Source organism: Gemella sp. (assembly GCF_057272915.1).
Map to the genome: position 1 here is coordinate 14136 of NZ_DBHIUF010000008.1, position 25214 is coordinate 39349.

At 30.2% G+C, this 25214-nt stretch carries 26 protein-coding genes and 1 other RNA gene; 3 read left to right on the plus strand and 24 right to left on the minus strand.

Annotated elements, in window-relative coordinates; genetic code table 11:
* Positions 1-35: 35 nt before the first annotated feature.
* From rnpB to ACO6OL_RS04755, 18 genes are all read right to left on the minus strand, one after another.
* Positions 36-413: RNase P RNA component class B (rnpB, locus tag ACO6OL_RS04670), an RNA gene on the minus strand.
* A 54-nt stretch (positions 414-467) separates the two neighbouring features.
* Entirely contained in the window at positions 468-665 is a 198-nt protein-coding gene (gene rpoZ, locus ACO6OL_RS04675) for a DNA-directed RNA polymerase subunit omega (protein ID WP_314160783.1), read from the minus strand.
* Between the two features lie 9 nt (positions 666-674).
* Positions 675-1295: a guanylate kinase gene (gmk, locus tag ACO6OL_RS04680; protein WP_060913708.1), complete on the minus strand. Its 621-nt coding sequence runs from the start codon at positions 1293-1295 to the stop codon at positions 675-677.
* 134 nt (positions 1296-1429) lie between these two features.
* Positions 1430-1756, minus strand: a complete 327-nt coding sequence (locus ACO6OL_RS04685; protein WP_485502299.1) for an AzlD domain-containing protein — start codon at positions 1754-1756, stop codon at positions 1430-1432.
* The gene (locus tag ACO6OL_RS04690) at positions 1743-2450 is read right to left on the minus strand and encodes an AzlC family ABC transporter permease (protein WP_314160781.1); all 708 of its coding nucleotides are present in this window, start codon (positions 2448-2450) and stop codon (positions 1743-1745) included. Before ACO6OL_RS04690 ends, ACO6OL_RS04685 begins: the two co-directional genes overlap by 14 nt.
* 30 nt (positions 2451-2480) lie before the next feature.
* A complete protein-coding gene (locus ACO6OL_RS04695; RefSeq protein WP_485502300.1) occupies positions 2481-4139 on the minus strand; it encodes an Rqc2 family fibronectin-binding protein in 1659 nt (552 codons plus the stop codon).
* Positions 4140-4417: 278 nt separating this feature from the next.
* Positions 4418-5182, minus strand: coding sequence for a TerC family protein (locus tag ACO6OL_RS04700; protein WP_314160779.1), 765 nt, complete (start codon positions 5180-5182; stop codon positions 4418-4420).
* 12 nt (positions 5183-5194) lie between these two features.
* Entirely contained in the window at positions 5195-5956 is a 762-nt protein-coding gene (locus ACO6OL_RS04705; RefSeq protein WP_314160778.1) for an iron ABC transporter permease, read from the minus strand.
* Positions 5956-6798, minus strand: a complete 843-nt coding sequence (locus ACO6OL_RS04710) for a P-loop NTPase family protein (RefSeq protein ID WP_314160777.1) — start codon at positions 6796-6798, stop codon at positions 5956-5958. Before ACO6OL_RS04710 ends, ACO6OL_RS04705 begins: the two co-directional genes overlap by 1 nt.
* 177 nt (positions 6799-6975) lie before the next feature.
* The gene (gene brnQ, locus ACO6OL_RS04715) at positions 6976-8310 is read right to left on the minus strand and encodes a branched-chain amino acid transport system II carrier protein (RefSeq protein ID WP_485502301.1); all 1335 of its coding nucleotides are present in this window, start codon (positions 8308-8310) and stop codon (positions 6976-6978) included.
* Positions 8311-8602: 292 nt separating this feature from the next.
* Entirely contained in the window at positions 8603-10654 is a 2052-nt protein-coding gene (gene topA, locus ACO6OL_RS04720) for a type I DNA topoisomerase (protein ID WP_485502302.1), read from the minus strand.
* A gap of 77 nt (positions 10655-10731) precedes the next feature.
* Positions 10732-11493 (minus strand): type I methionyl aminopeptidase, encoded by a 762-nt coding sequence (gene map, locus ACO6OL_RS04725; protein ID WP_485502303.1) that lies wholly within the window; start codon positions 11491-11493, stop codon positions 10732-10734.
* Positions 11494-11504: 11 nt separating this feature from the next.
* Positions 11505-12272: a TIGR01457 family HAD-type hydrolase gene (locus ACO6OL_RS04730; protein WP_314160794.1), complete on the minus strand. Its 768-nt coding sequence runs from the start codon at positions 12270-12272 to the stop codon at positions 11505-11507.
* Positions 12273-12416: 144 nt separating this feature from the next.
* Positions 12417-13193 carry a phosphotransferase family protein gene (locus ACO6OL_RS04735; RefSeq protein WP_314160793.1) on the minus strand — a complete coding sequence of 259 codons (777 nt, stop codon included), beginning with the start codon at positions 13191-13193 and terminating at the stop codon, positions 12417-12419.
* Positions 13194-13419: 226 nt separating this feature from the next.
* Positions 13420-14820 carry a dipeptidase PepV gene (pepV, locus tag ACO6OL_RS04740; protein WP_485502304.1) on the minus strand — a complete coding sequence of 467 codons (1401 nt, stop codon included), beginning with the start codon at positions 14818-14820 and terminating at the stop codon, positions 13420-13422.
* 14 nt (positions 14821-14834) lie between these two features.
* Positions 14835-15542: a pseudouridine synthase gene (locus tag ACO6OL_RS04745; RefSeq protein ID WP_314160791.1), complete on the minus strand. Its 708-nt coding sequence runs from the start codon at positions 15540-15542 to the stop codon at positions 14835-14837.
* A complete protein-coding gene (locus ACO6OL_RS04750; protein ID WP_314160790.1) occupies positions 15542-17173 on the minus strand; it encodes a putative polysaccharide biosynthesis protein in 1632 nt (543 codons plus the stop codon). Before ACO6OL_RS04750 ends, ACO6OL_RS04745 begins: the two co-directional genes overlap by 1 nt.
* A gap of 31 nt (positions 17174-17204) precedes the next feature.
* Positions 17205-17387 carry a hypothetical protein gene (locus tag ACO6OL_RS04755; protein WP_314160789.1) on the minus strand — a complete coding sequence of 61 codons (183 nt, stop codon included), beginning with the start codon at positions 17385-17387 and terminating at the stop codon, positions 17205-17207.
* A gap of 236 nt (positions 17388-17623) precedes the next feature.
* On the opposite strand from ACO6OL_RS04755, the gene ACO6OL_RS04760 reads away from it, so the two are divergent.
* On the plus strand, positions 17624-18007 hold the full coding sequence (locus ACO6OL_RS04760) for a MerR family transcriptional regulator (RefSeq protein WP_314160788.1): 384 nt from the start codon (positions 17624-17626) through the stop codon (positions 18005-18007).
* 32 nt (positions 18008-18039) lie between these two features.
* Positions 18040-19377: a type I glutamate--ammonia ligase gene (gene glnA / locus ACO6OL_RS04765; RefSeq protein ID WP_485502305.1), complete on the plus strand. Its 1338-nt coding sequence runs from the start codon at positions 18040-18042 to the stop codon at positions 19375-19377.
* 247 nt (positions 19378-19624) lie between these two features.
* Here glnA and trxA read toward each other — a convergent pair whose 3' ends face one another.
* The 3 genes from trxA to ACO6OL_RS04780 all read right to left on the minus strand — a co-directional run bounded on the left by trxA (position 19625) and on the right by ACO6OL_RS04780 (position 21929).
* A complete protein-coding gene (gene trxA / locus ACO6OL_RS04770) occupies positions 19625-19930 on the minus strand; it encodes a thioredoxin (protein ID WP_485502306.1) in 306 nt (101 codons plus the stop codon).
* A 70-nt stretch (positions 19931-20000) separates the two neighbouring features.
* Complete coding sequence (gene groL / locus ACO6OL_RS04775) at positions 20001-21605, minus strand: chaperonin GroEL (RefSeq protein ID WP_314160786.1); 1605 nt, start codon at positions 21603-21605, stop codon at positions 20001-20003.
* A gap of 48 nt (positions 21606-21653) precedes the next feature.
* Complete coding sequence (locus tag ACO6OL_RS04780) at positions 21654-21929, minus strand: co-chaperone GroES (RefSeq protein WP_485502307.1); 276 nt, start codon at positions 21927-21929, stop codon at positions 21654-21656.
* A gap of 334 nt (positions 21930-22263) precedes the next feature.
* Between ACO6OL_RS04780 and ACO6OL_RS04785 the strand changes: the two genes are divergently transcribed.
* Positions 22264-23625: an FAD-dependent oxidoreductase gene (locus tag ACO6OL_RS04785; protein ID WP_485502308.1), complete on the plus strand. Its 1362-nt coding sequence runs from the start codon at positions 22264-22266 to the stop codon at positions 23623-23625.
* A gap of 55 nt (positions 23626-23680) precedes the next feature.
* Here ACO6OL_RS04785 and fic read toward each other — a convergent pair whose 3' ends face one another.
* From fic to folE, 3 genes are all read right to left on the minus strand, one after another.
* Entirely contained in the window at positions 23681-24289 is a 609-nt protein-coding gene (fic, locus tag ACO6OL_RS04790; protein WP_485502309.1) for a protein adenylyltransferase Fic, read from the minus strand.
* Positions 24290-24424: 135 nt separating this feature from the next.
* On the minus strand, positions 24425-24628 hold the full coding sequence (gene mtrB, locus ACO6OL_RS04795; protein ID WP_003146887.1) for a trp RNA-binding attenuation protein MtrB: 204 nt from the start codon (positions 24626-24628) through the stop codon (positions 24425-24427).
* A gap of 18 nt (positions 24629-24646) precedes the next feature.
* Complete coding sequence (gene folE, locus ACO6OL_RS04800; protein ID WP_060914163.1) at positions 24647-25207, minus strand: GTP cyclohydrolase I FolE; 561 nt, start codon at positions 25205-25207, stop codon at positions 24647-24649.
* Positions 25208-25214: the final 7 nt, after the last annotated feature.

Here is a 25214-nt window from a genome sequence, read left to right on the forward strand (position 1 = left end):
GGGCTCCTAAGAGCCCCTAGAACTAGTTGTTTTCTTATCATAAGCCATATTCTGTATCTATCTTACTCAAACGAGACTAGTCTACTCTCGTAAAAATAGCTGTGATCATCTGTCTAAATATATACATATTTCCTATTCCTACATTCATTTCTGCGGAATAAGTGCTTCTACCAAAATTTGAATTGCTCACTCAAGGGGTTTACCGCGTTCCACTTCTTATATTTCTATAAGAACTCCGTCACTGTGGCACTTTCAAGATATATAACCATATAGAAAACTACTTAGGTCATATTTTCTGCCGTCACCATAAGGTGCCTAAACTTATTTTTTCGTTTAGCGTTGAACACTACAGGCATCTCAGCCTGTGTGAGTATGGACTTTCCTCAGCATTTCTGCCGCGATCACTCAAAGAAAAACACTTATATTACTTTACACTAAAAATACTATTTTGTAAACAATAATTTAAACTATTTTCCTAATACAGAAATTTTACCTTCAGCAATTTCCTCTAGCGCTTTACCTACTTCTTTATGAGAAGTGTATTTGTCTAGTTTGCTTGTTTCTGGATTTGCAAATAGTTCTCTTGCTCTTTTACTTGCTAATGATACTAGCATATATTTTGAATTTACTTTTGATTTTAATACGTCTAATTTTGGATATAACATTTTTTTCTCCTACATTTCTTCCAATTCTAACAATGCTCTTCTATACTTCATCTCAATACGTTCACGTTTTAAATGCTCACTAAGTATGATTGCTCTAATTCTTTCTACAGCTTTATCCACTTCGTCATTCTCAACTACATAATCGTATAAATGCATCATATTAATTTCTTTTTTAGCTTTTGCTATACGTGACTCTATTACTTCATCACTCTCAGTTCCACGACCTTTTAATCTTTCTTTAAGGTCACCAATACTAGGTGGCGCTAAAAATATAAATAAAGCATCCGGAATTTTACTTTTTACTTGTCCTGCACCTTGTACTTCAATTTCTAAAAATATGTCTTTTCCTTTTTCCATCGTCTCCCTTACATATTTAACGGGAGTTCCGTAATAATTATCGACATATTGAGCATATTCTAATAACTCACCCTGTTGAATTAAAGATTCAAATTCTTCTTTTGTCTTAAAGAAATAATCAACCCCGTCCACTTCACCAGGCCTCATACCTCTTGACGTCATTGAAATTGAATATTCGAAGTCAACATCATTACTTTCAAAAATTCTTTTTCTAACAGTACCTTTACCTACTCCTGAAGGTCCTGAAAGAACTATTAATAATCCTTTCTCCATTTTTCGTATCCTTCTGTTATGTTTTATTATCTTTTTATGATACCATAAATCGGAAAAAATTTAAACTATAAACATGTATATTTAAGTTGTAAATTAATTTGATAATATTTTCTTAAAATTCTCAATTTTTATTTTTAAAGTACAAGTCTAACAATTGCTAGTGAAACTATTCCTACTACAACTATCACCAAGAGGCTCTTTGAAATGATTGCACTTAATAGCGTAGGTAGAGAAGCAAGTAGATTTTCATAATTAATTTGAGGGAACTCCCCAATCTTTTGAATAAATAGACTATTGAACCATAAAGCCGACATTATTACAATCGGTACAAAACTAAGATACTCTATAACCGGTTTAGGTAAATCGAATTTCTTCAATAATACGAATGGAAGTACCCTAGATAACCAAGTAACAATTGAACATCCTAATATTGTTAATATTATATAGTTAGTAGATAACATTTTTTAATACCACTCCTATCGCACATCCTATTAAAGTAACTGCTATAATTAATAAATTACTTGGAATAAAAATCATTCCAAAATATACTAAGAAGAATACAACAATAATTACTAAAAATTGTACTTTTTTCTTGATAGTAAAATCTGAAATAACTTGTAAGTATAACAATCCTATAAACATCGCTACTAGCGCAAAATCTAAACCTAAAGCCTTAGGATCCTTAACTATTCCACCTAGTAATGCACCTAGTACCGATGACGCAACCCATGTAAAATAAGATACTAGGTTTGCAGTATTGAACCATTCATAAGTCAACCTTCCATTAGTATAGTTTTGTTTATTCATTCCTAAAGCGAAACTCTCATCAGTTAAAAAAGTACCAATTATAATATTTTTAAATACACTGTATCGCTTGAAAAATGGAGCTGTTGCCATGCTCATCAATATCATTCTTGAGTTGATTAAAAATGTTGCTAAGACAATTGAGAGTATAGGAAAACTACTAGAAAGCATGCTTACAGTTATGAATTGAGCACCACCTGCATATATAAATAACGACATCGCTCCAACAAAGAAAGGATTAAGCCCAACCGAACTTGCAATAATTCCAAAGGCTAATCCTATGCCTATATATCCAAAAACTGTCGGTAATGTGTCTTTTACACCAGCCTTTACGTCTAATTTATCATTCATATGTTCACCTTCCTTGACTAGTTAATTGTTTTATTTCATTAAAAGCTCTCCTATAAGATTTTTATCAATTTTTTGCTTAACAGTTTTTTGTCCGGTATAAGTTACTAAGCCCGGTTTAGCACCAGATATTTTTTTTACATTTTTAATTAACGTTCTATCAACATTAACATACTCTTCATTTTTAAACTTCGAATAATAAGCAGCTAACATTGATGCAACTTCTATTGTTTCTTCACTAGGATTATTATCAAAGATTACCACATGACTACCAGGAATGTCTTTCGCATGAAACCATAGATAGTCTCGTCTTGCTAATTTATTAGTAATCGCATCATTTTGAAGATTATTTTTTCCAACATATATAGCTACACCATTATGATTAACAATAAAATAATTACTCTTATTCTTTTTTTTATTAACTCTAATCTTTTCTTTTAATATTCCATTAGCAATCAATTCTTCTTTGATTTCCGCTATGTCCGTTTTATCTGCATTTTCGATTTGGAATTTAATAGTCTCAAAATATCCTAAATCCTGTTTTGCAATCTGTATTTGTTCGATTAAATTCTCAATCGTCCTTTTATTCTTTTTATATAAATTAAAGTATTTCTCTGAATTTTTCTCAATAGTTAGATTTGGATCCAACTCAATCTCAATATCCGATAAATCTTCACTATAAAAATTTTGTAACGTCACAGTTTCAGGAATTTCTTTTTTAAATAAATAAATATTTGAAATTAGAAGTTGCCCTTTTAATTTATAATCGTCTCTACTATTAGCTTGTTCAAGTTCTTCTTCTAGTATACTTATTTTTTTAGTTAATCTATTTATTTTAGAATTAACAAAATTAAAAAGCTTTCTGTCAGTATTTTTATTAATAGACTCTCTAGCTATATCCATGTAGTAATAATCTAGTAATTGTGACAATGATTCGAACTCTTTGCTATATTCCTTTGCATCAAAGAAATAAAAATCTTTTTTTGCATTTTCTTCAAGCAAGACAGGTTTATTATAATTATCAAAATTTCTACAAAAATTAGTAAAAGTCTCTTTCAAATCTTCTTCCGATTTTTTTTCAAAATAATTATTCAGTAATGCTGAAACACCGTAGAAATTTTTCATTAAGAATTTCTTATCATCAATAGAAAAATCAGTATCACTATATCGACTAAAGTCAAATGGATTAATTTTTTCAACAGTCGGAGGAAGGGTATATTCCATATTGGATATAGTCGATCTCTTATATTCAAGGCTGTAGCTATTTTTTAAGGACTCTAAGATTATATTATCTTCATTAGTTAATATTATATTTGAGTGTTTACCCATTAATTCTGAAATTAGATAATAATACTTTTCATATCCTAAATCATCAAAGTTTTTAATTTTAAAAATTACTATTCGGTCATTATTAACTTGATTAATCTCTAATATTATTCCACCTGTTAAATACTTTCTCAGTACTGAACAAAAGTTCGAAGGTGTTGAAGGATTTTCAAAACTATTATTTGTTAACTGTATTCTAGATGCACTTGAATTCGCAGATAAAAACAATTTTAAATTCTTTCCTTTTCTAATAGAAAATACAAATTCGTCTGTTGATAAATTATTTATTTTATTTATACGACCATTTAATATATTTTCTTCCAATTCTTTCACCATTTTTCTTATGAAAAAACCATCAAATGCCATTTTTATCCTCCTTGTATTTTAATATATAATTCAAAATTATATCATAGATATCAATTTGTGTATATGAAAATAAAAAATATACAAATACTAAAAAAGGGAGGACTCTACAAAATCGTGATTTCGAAGAAATAAGATTTTGTAGAGTCCTCCCCGCAAAGTTTATTGATATCTAAAAAGCTTCTATAAAGCGAATTTAAATATCAATAAGTCACTACATCTATGAGTTATTATATAGACTTTTTAAGGTTTAGGCTTTCAGGTCAGCCTTTTCTAAAATATTATTTATTTTCAAATCTTTTTGAAACTAATACTCCCCACACTAATAATCCAAGTAGTACGACCCAGAAAATAACAGTCCAAAGTGTAGAATGTGGAAACTCATGCGGAATAAGTGCTAATTTTTCATGAGCAGCTGCAATTACAAATAGCTTAATACCGACCCAACCAACAATAAGGAATGCAGCGATTTCCAAACCAGGTTTAGTTTCCAAAACTTTGATAAATATATTAGCTGCATAACGCATAATTACTACACCTATAAATCCACCTATTACCATTACTGAGAATTGACCAAGGTTAATACCTCCAATTGAGGTTTCAGAAATATGTGGTAGTGTTATGGCAATCGCTACTGCAGCTAAAATTGAATCAATCGCAAAAGCTACATCAGTAAGCTCAACTTTAATTACAGTCGCCCAAAAACCACTTTGTTTTTTAGGTTCAGCAATTTCTTCAGTTTCATTACCTTGTTTTCTCTTATCGAAAAATTCTTTAATATGCGCACCTGCCATATATAGCAAGTATAACCCACCTAAAACTTGAATTTCCCAATACTGTGCTAATACCGTAATTAAAAAAATCGCTATGATTCTAAATATTAAAGCTCCAGCCAGACCATACATTAATGCATGTTTTTGCTCTTTTGGAGGCAAGTGTCTAACCATGACAGCTAGAACAATAGCATTATCAGCTGATAGTAAGCCTTCTAATAACACTAAACTTAATAATACTATTACATATTGAATTAGTATCTGTGAATCCATTATTATCTCCTTCTATCCTATTATTTTTTTCATAAATCTAACAATAACTATAACAATCATCAATCCTATCATATTTAACACTAGCGGTAAAAAACTACCTAGGTTAAATGTAATATTTTGATTTAATAGATTAAATGATTTCGTAAAGATAGTTAATACACTATTATCTACTCTAATCGCCGGAACAGACAAACGTGCTTTAATCATATTCGCTATCACTTCACCACCTATAAAATATAAAAGTGAAAATGAAATCGCTAGATTTGTATTATTAAACAATGTTAAAGCTAATAAGAAAATAAGATTAGCAAACACGAATAATAAAACTAACATCGTAGCATATGCTCCTAATGTACCAACATTAATCATTATTGTTTTTAATTCTTCAAAGATATTTCTCTTACGTAAGAAAATAATACCTAAAAGACATGAGATTACTATAACGTAGTAACCTAAAAAATAAATTAAATTAGCTAAAATAGCAGAGATATCTCGAATACTTTTCTTTTTTCTCATAATTAAAAGTACGCTGACTTTTGAAATATAATCTTCTCTATACGAATATATATAATTTAATCCCATAATGAAAATTACTAAAACTAAATTTATCTTTACCACAATAGAAAACATAATATTTACGATTGACATATCATAAAATGTCGCCAATGTATCCACTTTATATACAAATGCAAAGTTAATTAATGCTAAAATAATTAAAAATAAATAATTAAATTTTCGTCTAAACAACTTTCCAAATTCTACTGAAAACAACATTATAAATCAGCCTCGCCCTCATATAATTTTATTTTTTCACCCAAGTTACGAATTTGAAATACTTCTATATCATTTTTTAATAAAGCATAAACGACTTCTTCAAGAACATCTTCTCTCACAACTATTTCATTATTATGATAAATAGTAAATTGATATCCAGTTAGTACTTCATCTAATCTATCTTGACTAGATACATTAATAGCCATAAGTTGTTTTAAGATTAATAAATCCTCTAAACTTCCAAAATATGATTTAATACTATCTGTAATAACTAAAACTTTATCAGCAATACTATTATGTCTATTAAGCATTGTATCTAGAATAATAACGTTAGCATTATTTGATTTGTCAAGAATCAATTCACTTATCGTCTCTTTATCCTCAAGCGTTAAGTCCTCTTCTGTATTGTCAACAATCAATACATTTTGATCCACTAAAATTGAAAACAGAATATGAAACTTTGTTATTTCATTCGCTTTTAATTCTTTATATTTTTTTGAAGATTCTAAGCCTAAAAACTCCAAGTCATTAATTAACTCTTCTTCCAAGATTTTTATATTGAATAAAGCCAATGCTTTCTTTATATTTTTTAATAATGATAAATCATTATAAAAACCAAAATCTTTAGCAAATAAAAGTTTCTGATTATTTATATTCTCACCATCGAAAAGAATCTCTCCTTTAAACTTTGTTCTTTGTCTAAATGATTCTTTTAGCATACCTAAACTTGCACAACTATTATTAACAATTGTTAAGATTTCCCCAGTATCAACTGCAAAATCAAGTTCTAATATTGTATCTTTTTTTATTTTTTTTCTATATCCTTTAAATTCTAAAACCATTATTTCTCCTATAAAAAATAACATTAATGTAACATTCTGTTATTATATTAATTTTTATCTCTATTAAATATTAGATTACATCTTATAATAATACCATTGCTTTAACTTAATGTCAAAAACAATAGTCAAAAAAATAGAAGATGATAGAAGAAATATCTTCTACCATCTTAGATGTAATTATTTATTTTCTTTTACAAAGAATGAAAGTACAATTCCTAGTACAAATCCGATTAACGCATAGTTTAACCATGCAAAATCAGCTGGTACTGGAAGGAAGTTTACTTTAGCTAGTACATTATCAACTGCAGGAACTGCAAGTTTAAATGTTGAAACTACAGTAGAATATAAACTAAACAATCCTGTAAATACAACTGTACAAACATAAACTACTTTTTTCCCACCGAAGAAGTTATTTAAAAATCCTAATAAGATTAATACCATAGTCAATGGGTATAGTAAAACAAGAACCGGAACAGCTCCTTGGATGATTGCTGCTAATCCGTAGTTACCCACTGCAAATGAGAATAATGTTAATGCAACAGCATAAGTTTTATAGCTAACTTTATCGTATAATCTTACGAAGAATGAAGCACAAGCTGTTACTAAACCAACACTTGTAGTTAAACAAGCTAAGAATACAATAACGAATAGTAATAATTTTCCAACATTACCAAAGTAATATGTTGTTGCTCCTGTTAATACTCCAGCTCCAGTCTTTTGTAATCCTAAAACAGAAACTGATGTTGCTCCGATATTAGAGATAAATACATATACTAAAGCTAATAACACAGCAGCGATAATTGCTGATTTAGCTGTATTATTAAATACTTCTTTTTTAGTTTTTGCTCCGTAAAGTTTAACAGAGTTAATTACGATAATACCAAATACTAATGATGCTAAAGCATCCATTGTATTATATCCTTCCATAAGACCATTCGTAAATGCTAATGAAGTCGTTTGGTATGTTTTTGTAGGTTCTTGAGCAACGCCCATTGGTTTAACTAATGATGCTACGATTAAGACAACCATTGATAGTAATAAAACTGGTGTGATTACAGTTCCGATTCTATCTACTAATTTATTAGGACTTATAGCTAACCATAATGTAAGCCCCATAAAGAATGCTAAGAAAATCGCTTGAGCAATTGTAGTATTTTCTGGTGCTACAAGGCTTGATAATCCTAATTCATAAGTAGTTGTCCCTGTTCTAGGGATTGCAAAGAAAGGTCCAATTGTTAAGTATAATAAAGTCGTAAAAGCAACACCAAATACTTTCCCTGCTCTACTTGATAAGTCTAATAGGTCTTCAGCTCCTGAATACCCCATTACAATAACTCCTAATAGTGGTAATCCCACTCCCATAATAATAAAGCCAATCATCGCTGTAGATAAGTTTGTTCCAGCGTTTTGTCCTAAGAATGCTGGGAAAATTAAATTACCAGCTCCAAAGAATAATGCAAATAACATAAGTCCGATTGATACGTATGGATTTTTCTTTAAAAATTTCAACATGTCATCTCCTCCAAATTTTTTATTTTTTTTAGTATGTTATATACAATAATATATTTATTAACTTTTGTCAATATATTTTTTGAAATTATTTCTTTTTTTGTTGGATAAATGTTTTAAATTTTCTGACAATTGAATGGAATTATAAGTGAAGTTCTCCGTTTCCAATCCAAATAATTCAATAATGTAATCAGTTTCATATAATTAGTATAATACTAAAAAATAAAATTTAAAAAATTTTCAAAAAAAGATTTAATAATCGAAAACAATTATTAAATCTTTTTTTGAAATTTTTCTATTTTTTTTGTTCTTCTTTATAATCACAGTGTACACAATGAACACCTTTTTTTCCTTCATATAAGATATTCTCACATTTTGGACAATTTCTATTTATAGGTTTATCCCATGACACAAAATCACATTCTGGGAATCCTTCACAACCGTAGAATAACTTTCCTTTTTTAGATTTCTTCTCTAAAATCTCATGTTTCTTACATTTTGGACAGACTACCCCTACCTTCTTTTGAATAGTATTTGTATATCTACAATCAGGGAAGTTAGAACAAGCAATAAACTTACCAAATTTGCCTAGCTTAAATACAAGTGGTGAAGAACATTCTGGACAGCTTTCTCCTGTAAATTCTTGTTTAATTTCTACTTTTTCCATTTCAGTTTCTGCTTTTTCAACATCTTTTCTAAAATTACTATAGAAATTATATATAGTTTTTTCCCAGCCTACTTTACCTTCTGCTATATCGTCTAATTGACTCTCAAGATTAGCTGTAAACTTAGTGTTTATTATATCAGGAAAATATTGTTCTGTTATCTTACTAACTAATGTTCCTAATTCAGTTGGTGTAAATACTTTGTTTTGTAATTTTGCATAATATCTTTTTTGTAAAGTATCAACAATTGTTGCATATGTTGAAGGGCGTCCTACTCCTAATTCTTCAAGCTCAGCTATCAGTTTAGCTTCAGAATAGCGTGCAGGTGGTTGAGTAAAATGCTGTTCTTCTTTAATTTCTTTAACTTTTGCATCTTCTCCAACTTCAAATTCTGGGGCAAGTTTTACTTTTTCTTTTTCCTTCAATACAGCTAAGAATCCATTAAACAGTAGCCTAGAATGTGCTCCACGATATATAACCTTATTATTTTCAAATGTAGTTGTACTCGTTTCATAAACAGCTGCACTCATTCTACTTGCAATAAATCTTTCCCATATAAGTTTATACAATTTATATTGATCATTAGATAAGTATTCTTTAATGCTGTCAGGTGTGAAATTAATATTCGTAGGTCTAATTCCTTCGTGAGCATCTTGAATATTCTTACTTGATTTTCTAGCTTTTACTGCTGATGCTAGATATTCTTTACCAAAATTGTTTAGTATATAATCACTAGCCATCTTAACCGCTTCATCAGAAACTCTTGTAGAGTCCGTTCTCATGTATGTAATTAAACCTGTAACTCCACCTAACTTTTTAAGATTTATACCTTCATATAACTCTTGAGCTACACTCATTGTCTTACGAGTTTTAAAATTAATCTTTCTTGAAGCATCTTGTTGCATTGTAGAAGTGATATAAACATTCGGTGCATTTCTATTCTTATTAGTTTTTGCTACATCAATAACTTTAAATGTATCACCTACTATTGCTTTTCTTATATTATCTACATCTTTTTTACTTTCAAGTTTAAGTTTTTCACCTTTATAAGAATAGAAATTAGCCGTTAAGACTTTTCTATTTTTTATAAAATCGATTGGCATAGACCAATATTCTTGTGGAACGAATTTTTGAATTTCTTCTTCTCTATCAACAATTAGCTTTAGAGCTGCATTTTGTACTCTTCCAGCAGATAGCTTTGGTTTTACTTTTTTCCAAAGTACAGGAGAAATATTATATCCAACTAAACGATCTAATATTCTTCTAGCTTGTTGTGACTGAACTAAATCAGTATTTATCTTACGTGGATGCTTTATTGCATCTTTTACCGCGTCTTTTGTTATTTCATTAAAAACAATTCTATTATCAGAATTATTATCTAATCCTAAAATATGTGCAATATGCCAAGCTATTGCCTCTCCTTCTCTATCGGGGTCGGATGCTAGGAATACTTTCTTTCCTTTGGCTTCTTTTTTTAAAGACTTAATTACATCACCCTTCCCTCTTATAGAAATATAATCAACATCTACATTTCCATTATCTAGTACTTCTACTCCCATTCTACTTTTAGGAAGATCTCTTACATGACCTTTTGAAGATATTACTCTATATTTTTTCCCTAGATATTTTTCAATAGTTTTTGCCTTAGAAGGAGATTCGACTATTACTAAATTTTCTGCCATTTTCTTCTCTCCATAATTTTATAATAAGTAGTATCTTAAAACATTTTTATTAACTTGTCAACTTTTTCCATTAAAAATTAATCAATTTTAGTCAATATTAATGGTTCAGCATTTTCTCTAACAACAATAGTATGTTCATATTGAGCAATATAAGAACCATCATTTGCAACTAATTCCCACTCATCTCTATCTGAATTTCCTACAGTTTTCGCTTTAGTAGATACGAAAGGTTCTACCGCTAAACACATACCATCTTTTAAAATTAAATTATCCCATGGATCAAAATAATTGAACACATGTTGTGGTTCTTGGTGTAATGAAGTTCCAATTCCATGCCCAGTTAAGTTTTCGATTACTTCTAATTTATGTTCTTTTATTTTTTTATGTACATGTTTACCAATTTGGTTTATTTTTCTTCCTGCTACAGCATGTTTTATTCCTTCATAAAACGCTTCTTTAGCAACTTCACATACTTTTTCTTTCATTGGATCATCTACCTTACCAATAACAAAAGAAATACCTGTATCAGCATAATAGCCATCTTTACAGCCTGATACATCTATATTTAGTAAATCACCATCTTTTAATATTTTTGTACTAGATGGAATCCCATGTGCTGCTTGGTAATTTAATGAAATACATGTATATCCTGGAAAATCATACTCTGTAATAGGAGCTGATTTTGCATCATACTTTTCAAATAATTCTTTAGCAATATTATCTAGTTCTTTAGTTGAGACACCAGGTACTGCTTTTTTTACCATTTCATCTCTAATTGTAGCACAGATGAAACCTATTTCTTTCATTTTTTGTAATTGTTCTTCTGTTTTAATAATCATGATTTCTCCTTTTATTTAACTAGTTCGAATAAATTTTTAATAGAATAAGTCGGTTTATGCTCTTTAGTTTCTAAATCTTCTACACTTGTGACACCGGTTTGAACGTGAATTGTATCTATTCCACCATTAATACCAGACATAATATCAGTATCATAGTTGTCTCCAACCATAACAATCTCTTCCTTGCTATAGTCAAATAAATCCATAGCACATTCCATAATAATTTTGCTAGGCTTACCTATAACGGTAGCTGGTGTAGAAGTTGCATACTCTAGATACTTAACTTGTCCCCCGTTACTCGGAACAAAGCCGTTTGCTGTTGGTAACAATGTGTCTGGATTAGTACCAATCAGTTCCGCACCATTTAATACAGCTCTGGCCGCAGTTGCAAGTTTATCATAAGTAAGTTGTCTATCAAGACCAACTACAACTGCATCAACACCTTCCTCATTTTCTCTTTGATTGAATGAACTTAAAGTATTCTTAAGCCCAGCTTCACCAATTACATATAAATTTTTATATCCTTTACTTTCAAGATAAATTTTAGTAGCATCACTAGATGTAAATACATGTTCTTCTGACGTCTCAATATCAAATTTCTTTAAATGCTCTGCTACATCTTTAGGTTGTCTTGTTGAATTATTAGTTAAAAACAGGTAATCTATGTTGTTTTTATTTAAATAATCAACAAACTCCTTTGCATATTTTATCTTTTTTTCTCCATTATAAATAGTACCATCTAGGTCTATTAGATATAATTTATATTGTTTTATACTCATTCCATCTCTCCATTAATTTCATTTAGCATAACATATTCAAATATCAATTTCTTCTATAAATTAGAATAAATTAAACAACTATTTCTATTTTACACCGATTATAAAAAAAATAAAAGCATTAATTAGGATTTTCCTACTTAATGCTTATATAAAATCGTTAAAAACACTATTTAAAAAGACTAGCCACGAGTTCATCTCTGATAATTGTTTCTTCTCATGATACCAAACTATCATTATAACAGATTGTAAAGTTATGTACCATTTTAGTCTATTTCTATATTTTATAGTCGGTTCTTGTCCATAAATTTTTAGCCACTCACTCCACTCACTTTGAGGTATATATCGATATAATACAAAGGAAATATCGATGGCTGGATCACACAATATAGAATGTTCCCAATCTACTAAAAACAGTTTACCTTGATCTGAAAGTAACCAGTTATCTTTGTGTAAATCCGTATGACAAGGTGTATATTCCACATCATCATTAGGTAAACAATTCTCTAAATAATTAAGTGCATCGACGATATTGCGATTTTTTCTAAGTTCGTCAGCAATAATCGATTTCAAATTAGAAAGTGATCTGCCAGCTGTTTCTTCAACATAGCCTTGAGCTTTCATAATTTTTTTTAGTTTTGATGATCCGTGTACTTTTTTCAAAATTTCAGGTATACGTCTATCCGTCATATCTTCCGTATTTAATGTTCTACCATTTTCAAAATCTTGTGCGATTAATACATCTCCATTACTAATACGCTTAGTCCATCTTAATCTAGGAACAATGCCTTCTGCAGAAAGAGTTGCTATCATCGGAGTAGTATTTTTCTTAATAAAGTAACGTTGATTATCTCTTGAACAAAAATAATCTTCGTTGTATGTATCATCTAAAGTCCAGCCCATCTGATAATATTCTTTAGACATATTTTATACTGCTCCTTTCTTCAATCTCTTTTTAAAAATTATAATGCACTATATATTTTACATTCTTTAATCATATTTTTCAAGATGGTATTTAAGCACTAAAATTAAAAATCTCAAAGATATTATAATTTATATATACAAAAATTAGAATTAATATCCTTGAGATTGCTTATTATCTTATTTATTACAAGATAAACATTATATCAAATAAATATTTTTATAAAATTTATTGTTCGCAACAAAGTTTATAAATTCCTTCTGCGTATATTGCAGTTGCTAATAATAAATCCTCTACTTCTAAATATTCATTTGCTTGGTGCATTGTATCTTCCTTACCTGGGAAAAGCAATCCAAATGCAACACCTTTTTTAAGGCAACGAGCATAAGTTCCTCCTCCTAATACAAATGCATCATTTTTCGTATCACCAGTATATTTTCTATATACATCCATTAATGTAGTTACTAATTCGTCATCTTTTGGTACATAGTGGGCTTCTTTAGTGCTTGTAACTTCAATATCAATATTGTCTACCTTAACTTCATTCAATCTAGCAACTAAATCAAATTTTTTAGGATGACGACAATCTGTAGAAACTATTCCTACTTTGTTTTCTAAATCATAATCTAAAATACCGTAGTTATACGTAGCTTCTCCCATTTCATTATCAGAATAATCAATTCCTAATTTTTCACCAAATGGATCATTAGCAAGTTTTTCTACTATATAATCTACAAAGTTTTTACCATTGTTATCTAATCCTAATGTACTTAAAAATTCTGCTAATTTTGTTGCACCGTTAATACCATATTGCGGCGTTGAACCATGTGCTGCTTTCCCTTTAAGTGTAAGTTTAATTGTATTTTCTACACTAACTTTTCCTTCAAGTTTCTCTTGAACTAAGAATTTTTCAAATTTTTCTTTAATATCTGATACTTCTCCTACTAATACAGCCTCTGCACTTGCAATAACCATATTAAGAACTTGTCCACCGTTAAATTTAACAAGTTTATAATTATACTCTCCATCTTCTACTACAAATTTTAATTTGTGATCAAAAGTTGCTCTAGCTTTTTCAGCATATACTAACGGGAACATTGCGTCTGGAGTGAACCCTGATGCTGGTTGCTCTTCGTGTTTAAAGTACGCTTCAACACATCTAAAACCTGTTTCTTCATCACTACCTACAATTACCCTTACTCGTTTATTCCATTTCACACCAAGTTTATCCAAAAGTTTTACAGCATAGTAAGCTGCCATTGTAGGCCCTTTGTCATCTAATGAACCACGAGCAAATATTTTACCATCTCTCACTTCAGGTTTGAAAGGATGACTAATCCAATCTGCTTCTACTACCGGTACTACATCAACGTGCCCAAGAATACCAAATAATTCTTCTCCTTGTCCCACTTCAATATGCCCTGCTTTATTTTCTACTAATTTAGTTTTGTAACCATCACGTTCACCAAAAGATAAAATTAAATCCAATGCTTCTCTTGGTCCACTTCCAAATGGTGTTTCCTCAGTTATATCAGTTCCTAAAATTGAACGTACACTTAATAACTCAAATAAATCTTTAAGTAGGTCCTCCTTATGATTTAGAACTTCTTGTTTAAAATCGATATTCATTTTATATCCCTCCATTATTTATTTAATTTATCTAGTTCTTCATTTGTTAAGTATCTATATTCACCTAATTCTAAATTTCCATCTAGTATTAATTCTCCTATAGATATTCTTTTTAAATATGTTACTGTTGTTTCTAGTGATTTCATCATTCTTTTTACTTGATGAAATTTTCCCTCTGTTATGTATATATTTGCTCTACTTTTGTTCTCGCTACTTTCTAATATTTCTAGACGCGCGGGCTTACATTTATATCCATCTTCTAGGATAACACCAGCTTCAACAATTGATAGATGCTCTTCTTTAAGTTCTCCACTTACCTCAACATAATATTTTTTTACTACATCTTTCTTAGGGGTGATCAATCTATGAGCTAACTCTCCATCATTTGTCAGTAACATAAGTCCTTCAGTATCCTTATCAAGTCTACCTACTGGAAATACCTTATGAATGCGATCTTCTTCTTTTAAAATATCCACAACTGTTTTTTCAATCGCATCTTCTGTTGCAGATACAGTATCCTTAGGCTTATTCATCATAATATAAACATATTTTTGATAAACTAACCTATTCCCATTCACCATTACCTGATCATTGATTTCATCAACCTTATAATCAGGACTCTTTATTAAAATATCATTAATTAATATTCCCTTTTTAATAATTTTTTTCGCTTCTGCTCTACTTAGTGTTGTAGTTGAGCTAATAAATTTATCTAGCCTCACTATACTCTTCTCCTTAGATTTCTTAATGATGATAGTGTAATCTTTTTACCGAATAAATATTCATCAAATTTCATCATAGTTATACTGATGAAATAAATAATACCACCAAAAATCGCACATATCATAATTAAAATCATACTTGAAATTTTCGATTCAATAACAAAATTAGACAAAATTGATTCATATATCGCAGCTACTGTAATAAACATAATGAAACAACTGCATAAAATTATAAATAACCTTGAAATGAACTCAAAAATTCTAAGTCTAACCACAGTATTGATAATAACTAAGTTTATACTAATCATCACAAGATAAGTTGTGATTGAAGATAAAATCACACCATTTGTCTCAAATTTCATTACAAATGGAGTAATAGTTACATACTTAACTACCAACCCCACTATAATCGCTACAAAGTTTAATAGTTGCTTATTAACAGCCTGCATAATTATACTAGTTAAACTATATATTGAATATAATACCGCTAGCGGCAGATAAAACCTTAATAAAGCAGCATTTTCTAAACTTCTACTATAAAAAGTCGAGTAAATAGGATCAGCAAGGACATACATTCCTACAAGTGCTGGCAGTACAATCATCAAAAGAGCTAAAACTACTCTATTTATTTGACTACTAACACTTACTTTATCCCCTTGTGCAAACAATCTAGTTATAGAAGGTAAAAAAGTACTAGAGAAAGCCGGAGCTATAGCTACAGCAATCATTACTACTTTATTAACAAGTTGCAGTGCTGAAAATCTCCCATCTACTATATCAGCCTTTCCTATTTGAGTCATCCCATGAATAAAATTATGTTGATCTATAATATTTAGAATTGGAAATAACCCAACTATAAATATAAATGGTATAGATACCGAGAAAAATTCCTTCACTAATGATACTGTAGGAATATCAAGTTGTACTTCATCTTCATCTATATTAAAATCTAAATTTCTTCTATATTTAGTATAAAAAAAGAAAAGTGTAATTAAAGAAAAAACAGCCCCGACTGCCGCTGCAAATGTGGCACTAACATTTCCTTCAACTACTCCATAACCTAAAACTCTCATAATAAAATAAGTAGCACCTAGCATAAATGCAATACGAGCTACTTGCTCAATAAATTGGCTCAACGCTGAAGGTAACATTATCTCATGCCCCTGGAATAAACCTCTAATACCTGCTGATATTAAAACCAACGGTACTCCGAAACTTAAACTTTTAAGAACTAATGCTCCTTCTTGTGGGGTAAATTTTTGTTGGTTACTTATAAGAATTTGATCCGATATAAATCCTGAACCAAAAAATAAGATACAAAAACCAACTATTCCCATAACTACTAGTAGCCAAGAACCTAGCCTATATATCCTTCTACTAACACTATAAGCTCCCACTGCATTATATTTTGCAACCAATTTTGCTATTGCAAGTGGGGTTCCTGCGCCTGAAATCTCTAGTATAGTTGCATAGTAACTATATCCATAGTTGAATAAAGCCATTTGTTCCTCTCCACCAATTATCTGATAAAAAGGAATTAGATACACTGCACCTAAAATCTTTGTTAAAATTAAACTTAAACTAAGTATAGCAGTCCCTTTAAATAAGGAATCTTTTTTCAAAATTTTCACATCCAAACTTAATATTTAATTATAATATTTATTATAAGTATAAATACTGATAGCAATATACTAACGCAGTAACTAGACTATACGCTGCTACCAATTTCAATACTTTATCCATACGTCTTCTTTTTATTTTATTATTAGCAACTAGAACTATATATGAACCTAGTAACAACACAAATGTTATAATAAAAACCATAACAGATAAAACTATTGCCATACTATCATCCTTTCTTTTTAATATAACTTTATTTTATCATGATTTTCAAAATTTTTAAACATACTTTCAGATTTATTTATAAAAAAATTACTTACATCATTCCAAAGTAAATTCATAGAAAATTTATATGTTAGATTTTATAACATACACTTTATTTTCTTACTTTTATTTGTTATTATACTATATAGATATAAAATATTTTTATTTCACAAAAATCTAATTAGAGAGGTGCTAGTATGGGGTTCAAAGAATTACAAAAAAATCTTCCGGTTTTTTCTATAAGTGTAGTAACAAAGATTACACAGCTTACTGCAAGACAAATAAGATACTATGAAGAAAAAAAACTCTTTACTCCAAAACGTACTGAAGGTAACACTAGGCTTTTTTCTTTTAATGATATCGATAAACTATTAACAATAAAAGATCTACTTACAAAAGGCTTCAATCTGAAAGCTATCGATGAAATTATTAACCAAAAAGAAGTATCTGCTGAAACTATACAAATTAGACAAATTATCCATAACGATATTTTTGCAGGACCGAACGGATTACCTCGCGAACGCTCTATAGGACGTGGTGATTTATCTAGATTTTATAATAATAAAAAAAATAAATTTTAATGCTATATTTTTTACATAAACAAGGAGACAACATGACTAAAACTATTACTAGAGAAGAAATAATAAAAAGAATTGAAGATGAAAACGTTAAGTATATCAGATTACAATTTACTGACATCACAGGAACAATAAAAAACGTGGAAGTTCCAGTTAGTCAAATTGAAAAAGTATTAGATAATAAAATGATGTTTGATGGTTCATCAATTGAAGGTTTTGTACGAATTGAAGAAAGTGACATGTATCTTTATCCTGATTTAAATACATTCTTAGTTTTTTCATGGGATAGTGAGTACGGTAAAGTAGCTCGTTTTATCTGTGATGTTTATACTGTAGATGGAAAACCATTTGCTGGTGATCCTCGTGGTAATTTAAAAAGAACACTTGAAAGAATGAAAAAATTAGGTTTTGATACTTTAAACCTTGGACCAGAACCAGAATTTTTCTTATTTAGATTAAAAGAAAATGGTGAACCAAGTTTAGAATTAAATGATAATGGTGGTTATTTCGATCTTGCTCCTGTTGATTTAGGAGAAAACGTACGCCGTGACATCGTTCTTGAACTTGAACGTCTAGGGTTTGATATTGAAGCAAGTCACCACGAAGTTGCTCCAGGTCAACACGAAATCGACTTCAAATATGATGATGTGATTTCAGCTTGTGATAATATTCAAACATTTAAATTAATTGTAAAAACTATTGCTAGAAAACACGGTTTACACGCAACATTCATGCCAAAACCAATTTTTGGTATTAATGGATCTGGAATGCACTGTAACGTCTCTATGTTCAGTAACGGTGAAAACAGCTTTTATGATGAAAACAGCGAAAATGGATTAAGTGAAGTAGCATCACACTTTATCGCTGGGATTCTTAAACATGCTCGTAGTTTCACAGCAGTATGTAATCCAACTGTAAACTCATACAAACGTCTAGTTCCTGGTTATGAAGCACCATGTTATGTTGCATGGTCAACTTCAAATCGTTCACCTCTAGTTCGTATTCCTGCTGCACGTGGTAAATCTACACGTGTAGAAGTTAGATCAGTAGACCCAGCTGCAAACCCATACTTAGCAATGACAACAATCTTAGCAGCAGGTTTAGACGGAATTGAAAATAAATTAGTTCCAGCTGCTGAAGTTAGAAGTAATATCTATGTAATGACTCATGAAGAAAGAATAGCAAACAGTATTGATGAATTACCTTCAACACTATATACAGCACTAAAAGAATTATCAACTTCACCTATTATGAAAGATGCATTAGGAGATCACATCTTCTATAACTTTATAGAAGCAAAATCAATCGAATGGGATTCATTCAGAACTCAAGTTACCGATTGGGAAATTGATCAATATTTAAAAAATTATTAATTAATTAAAAAACAAGGAATAGCTTAACTTCACGCTATTCCTTGTTTTCTCTTTATAAAAAAAGGGAGTGACTCAAAAATTGTGATTTCAGAGAAATCGATTTTTTTAGAGTCACCCCCGCACAGTTTATTAGATATCTAAAAAGCTTTTATAAAGCGAATTTAGATATCAATAAACCACTGCGTCTATGAGTTTTCATATGAACTTTGTTAAATTTTAGGACTTTTGGGTCAGCCCCTTTTTTCTATTAGAATTTAGATAGTAATTCTACTAATGCTTCTTTTGGTTGGTATCCAGTTTTTTCTTCTAGTACTTCACCATTTTTCATGATTAATAGTGTAGGAATTGACATAATTCCAAATTCACCAGCAGCTTCTTGATTTTCATCTACATTGATTTTATAGAATTCAATGTTAGTAAATTCGTTTGAAACTTCTTCTAATACTGGTGCTAACATTTTACATGGACCACACCAAGGTGCCCAAAAGTCAAATACTTTTACACTATCAGTTTTTGATAATTCAAAAAATTCTTTATCTGTGATTTCTCTCATTGTTTCTGTCTCCTTTAATACTTATGAATTTATTTTATAATATCATAGCCAATTATTCAAATTATTTGTTTTACATCATTGGCATTTGAGGTTGCATTGGTTCATCTTTTGAAACATCGGCTACAACAGCTTCTGTTGATAAAAATAAACTTGATACACTCGCAGCATTTTGTAATGCCGAACGCGTAACTTTCGTTGGATCAACTATTCCAGCTTTTATCATATCAACCCACTCTTCAGTCGCAGCATTAAATCCATATCCAACTTCGACTTCTTTAAGCTTAGCTACAATAACACTACTTTCTAATCCAGCATTTTCTGCAATTTGACGAACTGGTGCTTCAAGAGCTTTTTTAATAATATTTATTCCTGTTTGCTCATCACCAGTTGCTTCTAATTTTTCAACCTCAGAAATTACTTGAACAAGAGCAGTTCCTCCACCAGGAACAATACCTTCTTCTACTGCAGCTCTAGTTGAATTTAAAGCATCTTCTATTCTTAATTTTCTCTCTTTTAATTCAGTCTCAGTGGCAGCTCCAACTTTAATTACAGCTACTCCTCCTGATAGTTTTGCCAATCTTTCTTGTAATTTTTCACGATCGAATTCAGAACTTGATTCTGCATAAAGTACTTTAATCTGTTGTGTTCTACTTTCGATTTTTTCTTTATCACCTTTACCACCAACAATAACAGTGTTATCTTTAGTAACATTTACTTTAGCAGCTTTCCCAAGCATTGTTATGTTAGCATCTTTTAATTCTAAACCTAAATCATCAGTTATCAAGGTACCACCTGTTAGAATAGCGATATCTTCTAAGATTGCTTTTCTTCTTTCTCCAAATCCTGGAGCTTTTACTGCAACAACATTAAATGTACCACGAAGTTTATTGACAACAAGTGTTGCTACAGCTTCCTGTTCAACATCATCTGCAATAATCAACAATGGTTTCGCTGCTGCAACTACTTCTTCTAATACTGGTAAGATTTCTTGAACAGCACTGATTTTTTTATCAGTAACAAGAACATAAGGGTTATCTAAATCAGCAATCATTTTTTCTGTATCACTTACCATATACGGTGATAAATATCCTCTATCAAACTGCATCCCTTCTACAACTTCTAAAGTAGTATCTAACGCTTGAGATTCTTCAATAGTAATAACACCATCATTACCAACTTTATCCATAGCTTCTGAAATGAATTTTCCTATTTCTTCATCAGCAGCTGAAATAGCTCCTACTTGAGCAATTTTATCTTTAGAATCAACCGTTACGCTAATTTCACGAAGACGTTCAACAGCTACTTTCACCGCTCTTTCCATACCTTTTCTTATACCGATAGGATTAGCACCACTAGTAACGTTTTTTAGTCCTTCAGTTATCATAGCCTGCGCAAGAATTGTTGCAGTCGTAGTTCCATCACCTGCGATTTCATTTGTTTTATTAGCAACTTCAGCAACTAATTTTGCACCCATATTTTCATATGGATCTTCTAATTCTATTTCCTTGGCAATTGATACTCCATCATTTGTGATTAATGGAGAACCAAATTTTCTATCTAATACAACATTTCGTCCTTTTGGTCCTAATGTAATTTTGACAGCATTTGCTAATTTATCCACACCAACTTTCATCGATTGGCGAGCATCTTCTGAAAATTTTAATTCTTTAACCATGTTTCCTCCTAATTTTCATTAATATCAGTTTTCAAAAAAGTAACAGTACTAATCTTCAATAACAGCTAGAACTTCTTCCTCATTTACTAAATAGTACTCTTCATTTTTAAAATTAACTTTTTTATAATTATCTGAAAATACTACTCTACTTCCAGCAGTTAGTTCTCCATCATTATCTTTTGATAATAAACAACTTTCTCCTAAAGCAACTACAATCGCAATATTTGAAGTTTCTTCTTTTGAAGCTAAAACTATTCCACTAGTTGTTGCTTTTTCTTCCTCTACTTTTTTTAATAATACATTATCAAATAATGGTTTAATCATATTAATAACCTCTTATAAAAATTTTATTTGTATTTTATATTTCTACTGAAATCTATAATAAAACAAAAGTCAAAAAAAGTCAAATCATAAAATTTATATAGTTTAAATATACTCATTATCCTCTATCATTTGAAATAAATATTTAACAAAATTTTTTATAATCAGAAACATATCTTAAAATATAATAAAACGATAACAACACTATTTTAAAGGTTTTTTCCAATGCTTATTATTTTTATATTATAGCATTATATGTTATAATGCTACTTGTATAATATTATAATTATACGGGAAAAATTTAAATATTAAAAAATATTAATCAGGAGGAAAATATATGAAATATGTAGTTGTTGGAACATCTCACTTCGGTTACGAAGCTGTTCAAACTATTTTAAAAAACGAGCCTAACGCTGAAATTCACTTATACGAAAGAGGCGCTGGAGCATCATTTATGGGTTGAGGTAGCCAATCTTATTTAGATGGGACATCTAAAGCGTTATCTGAACTACACTTTGCAACAGAGGAGTCTTACCGTTCACAAGGTATCAACATCCACTGTAACAGCGATGTTGTAGGATTAAACTCAAAAGAAAAATATGTTGTTGTTAAAACACCAGCTGGTGAAGAAAAACAATCTTATGATAAATTATTATTAAGTCCTGGTGGGGTTGCAGTTAAACCACCATTCGAAGGAATTGAATTAGAAAATATCCACACTTTCCGTGGTCCTGAAGACACTCAAGCAGTATACGATTGTATGCAAAACAGTAAAAAAGCTGTTGTAGTTGGTGGTGGATACATCGGTCTTGAAGTTGCAGAATCTTATGCAAAACACGGTATCGATGTAACAATCGTTGACTTTGCACCAAGAATCTTAAATACATACTTAGACCAAGAACTTACTGATATTCTTACTGAAGAAGGTGCTAAACACAACCTTAAAGTTCGTGGTGGAGAAAAAGTTCTTTCATTCAAAGGTGAAAATGGAAAAGTTACTGCTGTAGTAACAGATAAAGGTGAATACGAAGCAGATACAGTTATCGTTTCTGTTGGTGTTCGTCCAGATGCATCTTGGTTAAATGAAGAATTAGAAATGACAGAACGTGGTTTTGTTGTTACTAACGAATACTTAGAAACATCTGCTAAAGATGTATACGCTGGAGGAGACTCTACTCTTCTTCCATACGCTCCAACACGTGGAGAATTACCAATAGCTCTTGCTACTTTAGCTCGCCGTCAAGGTGTTGTAGCTGCATTAAATGCTATGGGTACTAAAACTAAAATGCCTGCAGTAAATGGTACTTCTGCATTATCATTCTTTGATTACAAATTTGTAAGTACTGGATTATCTCAAAACGGTGTTTGCCTACACGATGGTAAAGTAGCTTCTAAATATGTAGAAGAAAGAATTTACCCAGATTTCATGAGAAAAGAAAACAATCTAGTTCACATGAAAATTTACTTCGATGAAGATACACACAGAGTTCTAGGAGCTCAATTAATGTCTAAATATGACGTTTCTAGTGCTATCGCAGCTTTATCTATAGCTATCTCATCAGAATGGACATTAGAACAATTAGCTCTTGCTGATATATTCTTCCAACCAGAATTTGACCGTCCATGGCACTTCATTAACGTACTTGCTATGGCAGCTCTAGACTACAAACTAGGTGGAGCAGATAAATTACTATTCTAGTAAAACGATAAAAAGTTCGCAGGAAAATTTCTGCGAACTTTTTTTTATTTATCTTCTAATATAAATCTTTTGAATTATAAACTATATATCCTTCATAATAATAACTTGCATCAAGCCCCTTCATGTAAATCTCCCTATCATTAATTTCACTTATAAGTGCAGCTCTTAATACATGTTTAATTTCTATATCTCTAATTGGACTGCGTTGCATTGCTAATAAATAGTCCTCTTTATCAATCTTATTCCAATCAATTACCTTTTGAATTTGATTCTTTAGTATATGATCTAACCACAAGCGTGTAGCTCGACCATTACCTTCACGAAATGGATGGGCTATATTCATTTCAACATATTTTTCTACTATCTCTTCAAAAGTACCTTGCGGCATTTCATCAATATGTTTTAAAGAAGAATCTAAAAACATAACAGGCGCAAAACGAAAATCCCCTTTTGCTATATTAACATTTCTTACTTTTCCTGCAAAATCATAGATTTCTTCAAATAAACATTTATGTATAAAGGATAAAGTAGAGAATTTACCTACTTCTTTATTTTTCAGTAACTCATCTGTAAATAATTTGACCGCTTTTTTCTTACTAAGACGTTCTTCTTCACGTGCTAAAACTGAGCTTTCTGTTATACCAAGTTTATTTTCAAGTACCATAGTTCTCCTTTCTAATATGTATTTCAGTATTATCATAATCTATTATATATAACATTACTTCTCTTTACAATAGTTTCACTATATTTTCATATAAAACCTACACAAGCTACTGTTAGCCTGTGTAGGTTAATCTCTTTATTCCGAAATTACTTGATCTAAATTTGATACTATTCTTGCTCTTCCCTGTACTTTAAAGTTTACGATATTATCAAAAATATTTAGAATAATAACTTCTCCCTTATTTAGTATCTCTAGAGCTTCTTCATTATTCGTCTTTTTCGTAATTACTTTTACATTATCGACTTCAGCTCTAATAATAATATAGCTACTTTCTTTCATAATCTACCCCTATTAATACTATAACTTAATTTTATATTGAATGTCCTTAACTAATTCTGTATCTTCTAAGAAAATGCCAGTTTTCTTACTAGTCACTGTTTTTGATCCAATTTTCTTAATTCCACGCATAGCCATACACATGTGTTCAGCTTCTATAATTACATACACACCTTTTGGCTGTAATTGTTCTTCTATTGCATTTACAAGCATCAGTGTCATATCTTCTTGAATTTGAAGTCTTCGACTAGCACTCTCTACAAGGCGAGCTAATTTACTAAGCCCTGTAATTTTCTTATTATTTGGCACATAAGCTATGTGACATACTCCATAGAACGGTAACATATGGTGTTCACATAGAGAGTAGAACTGAATGTCTTTTACTAAAATAGGCTCGTCATTATCTGATTCAAAAAATGTATTTATTTCTTCTTTCGGATCTACATTTGTTTTAGATAATAACTCTTCATACATTTTTACACATCTTTTTGGTGTATCTAGTAATCCAGCTCTAGATGTATCTTCTCCAATATTTTCTAATAATGTTTTTATAAGTTCTTGTGATTGTTCTTTATTTTTCAAAACTATC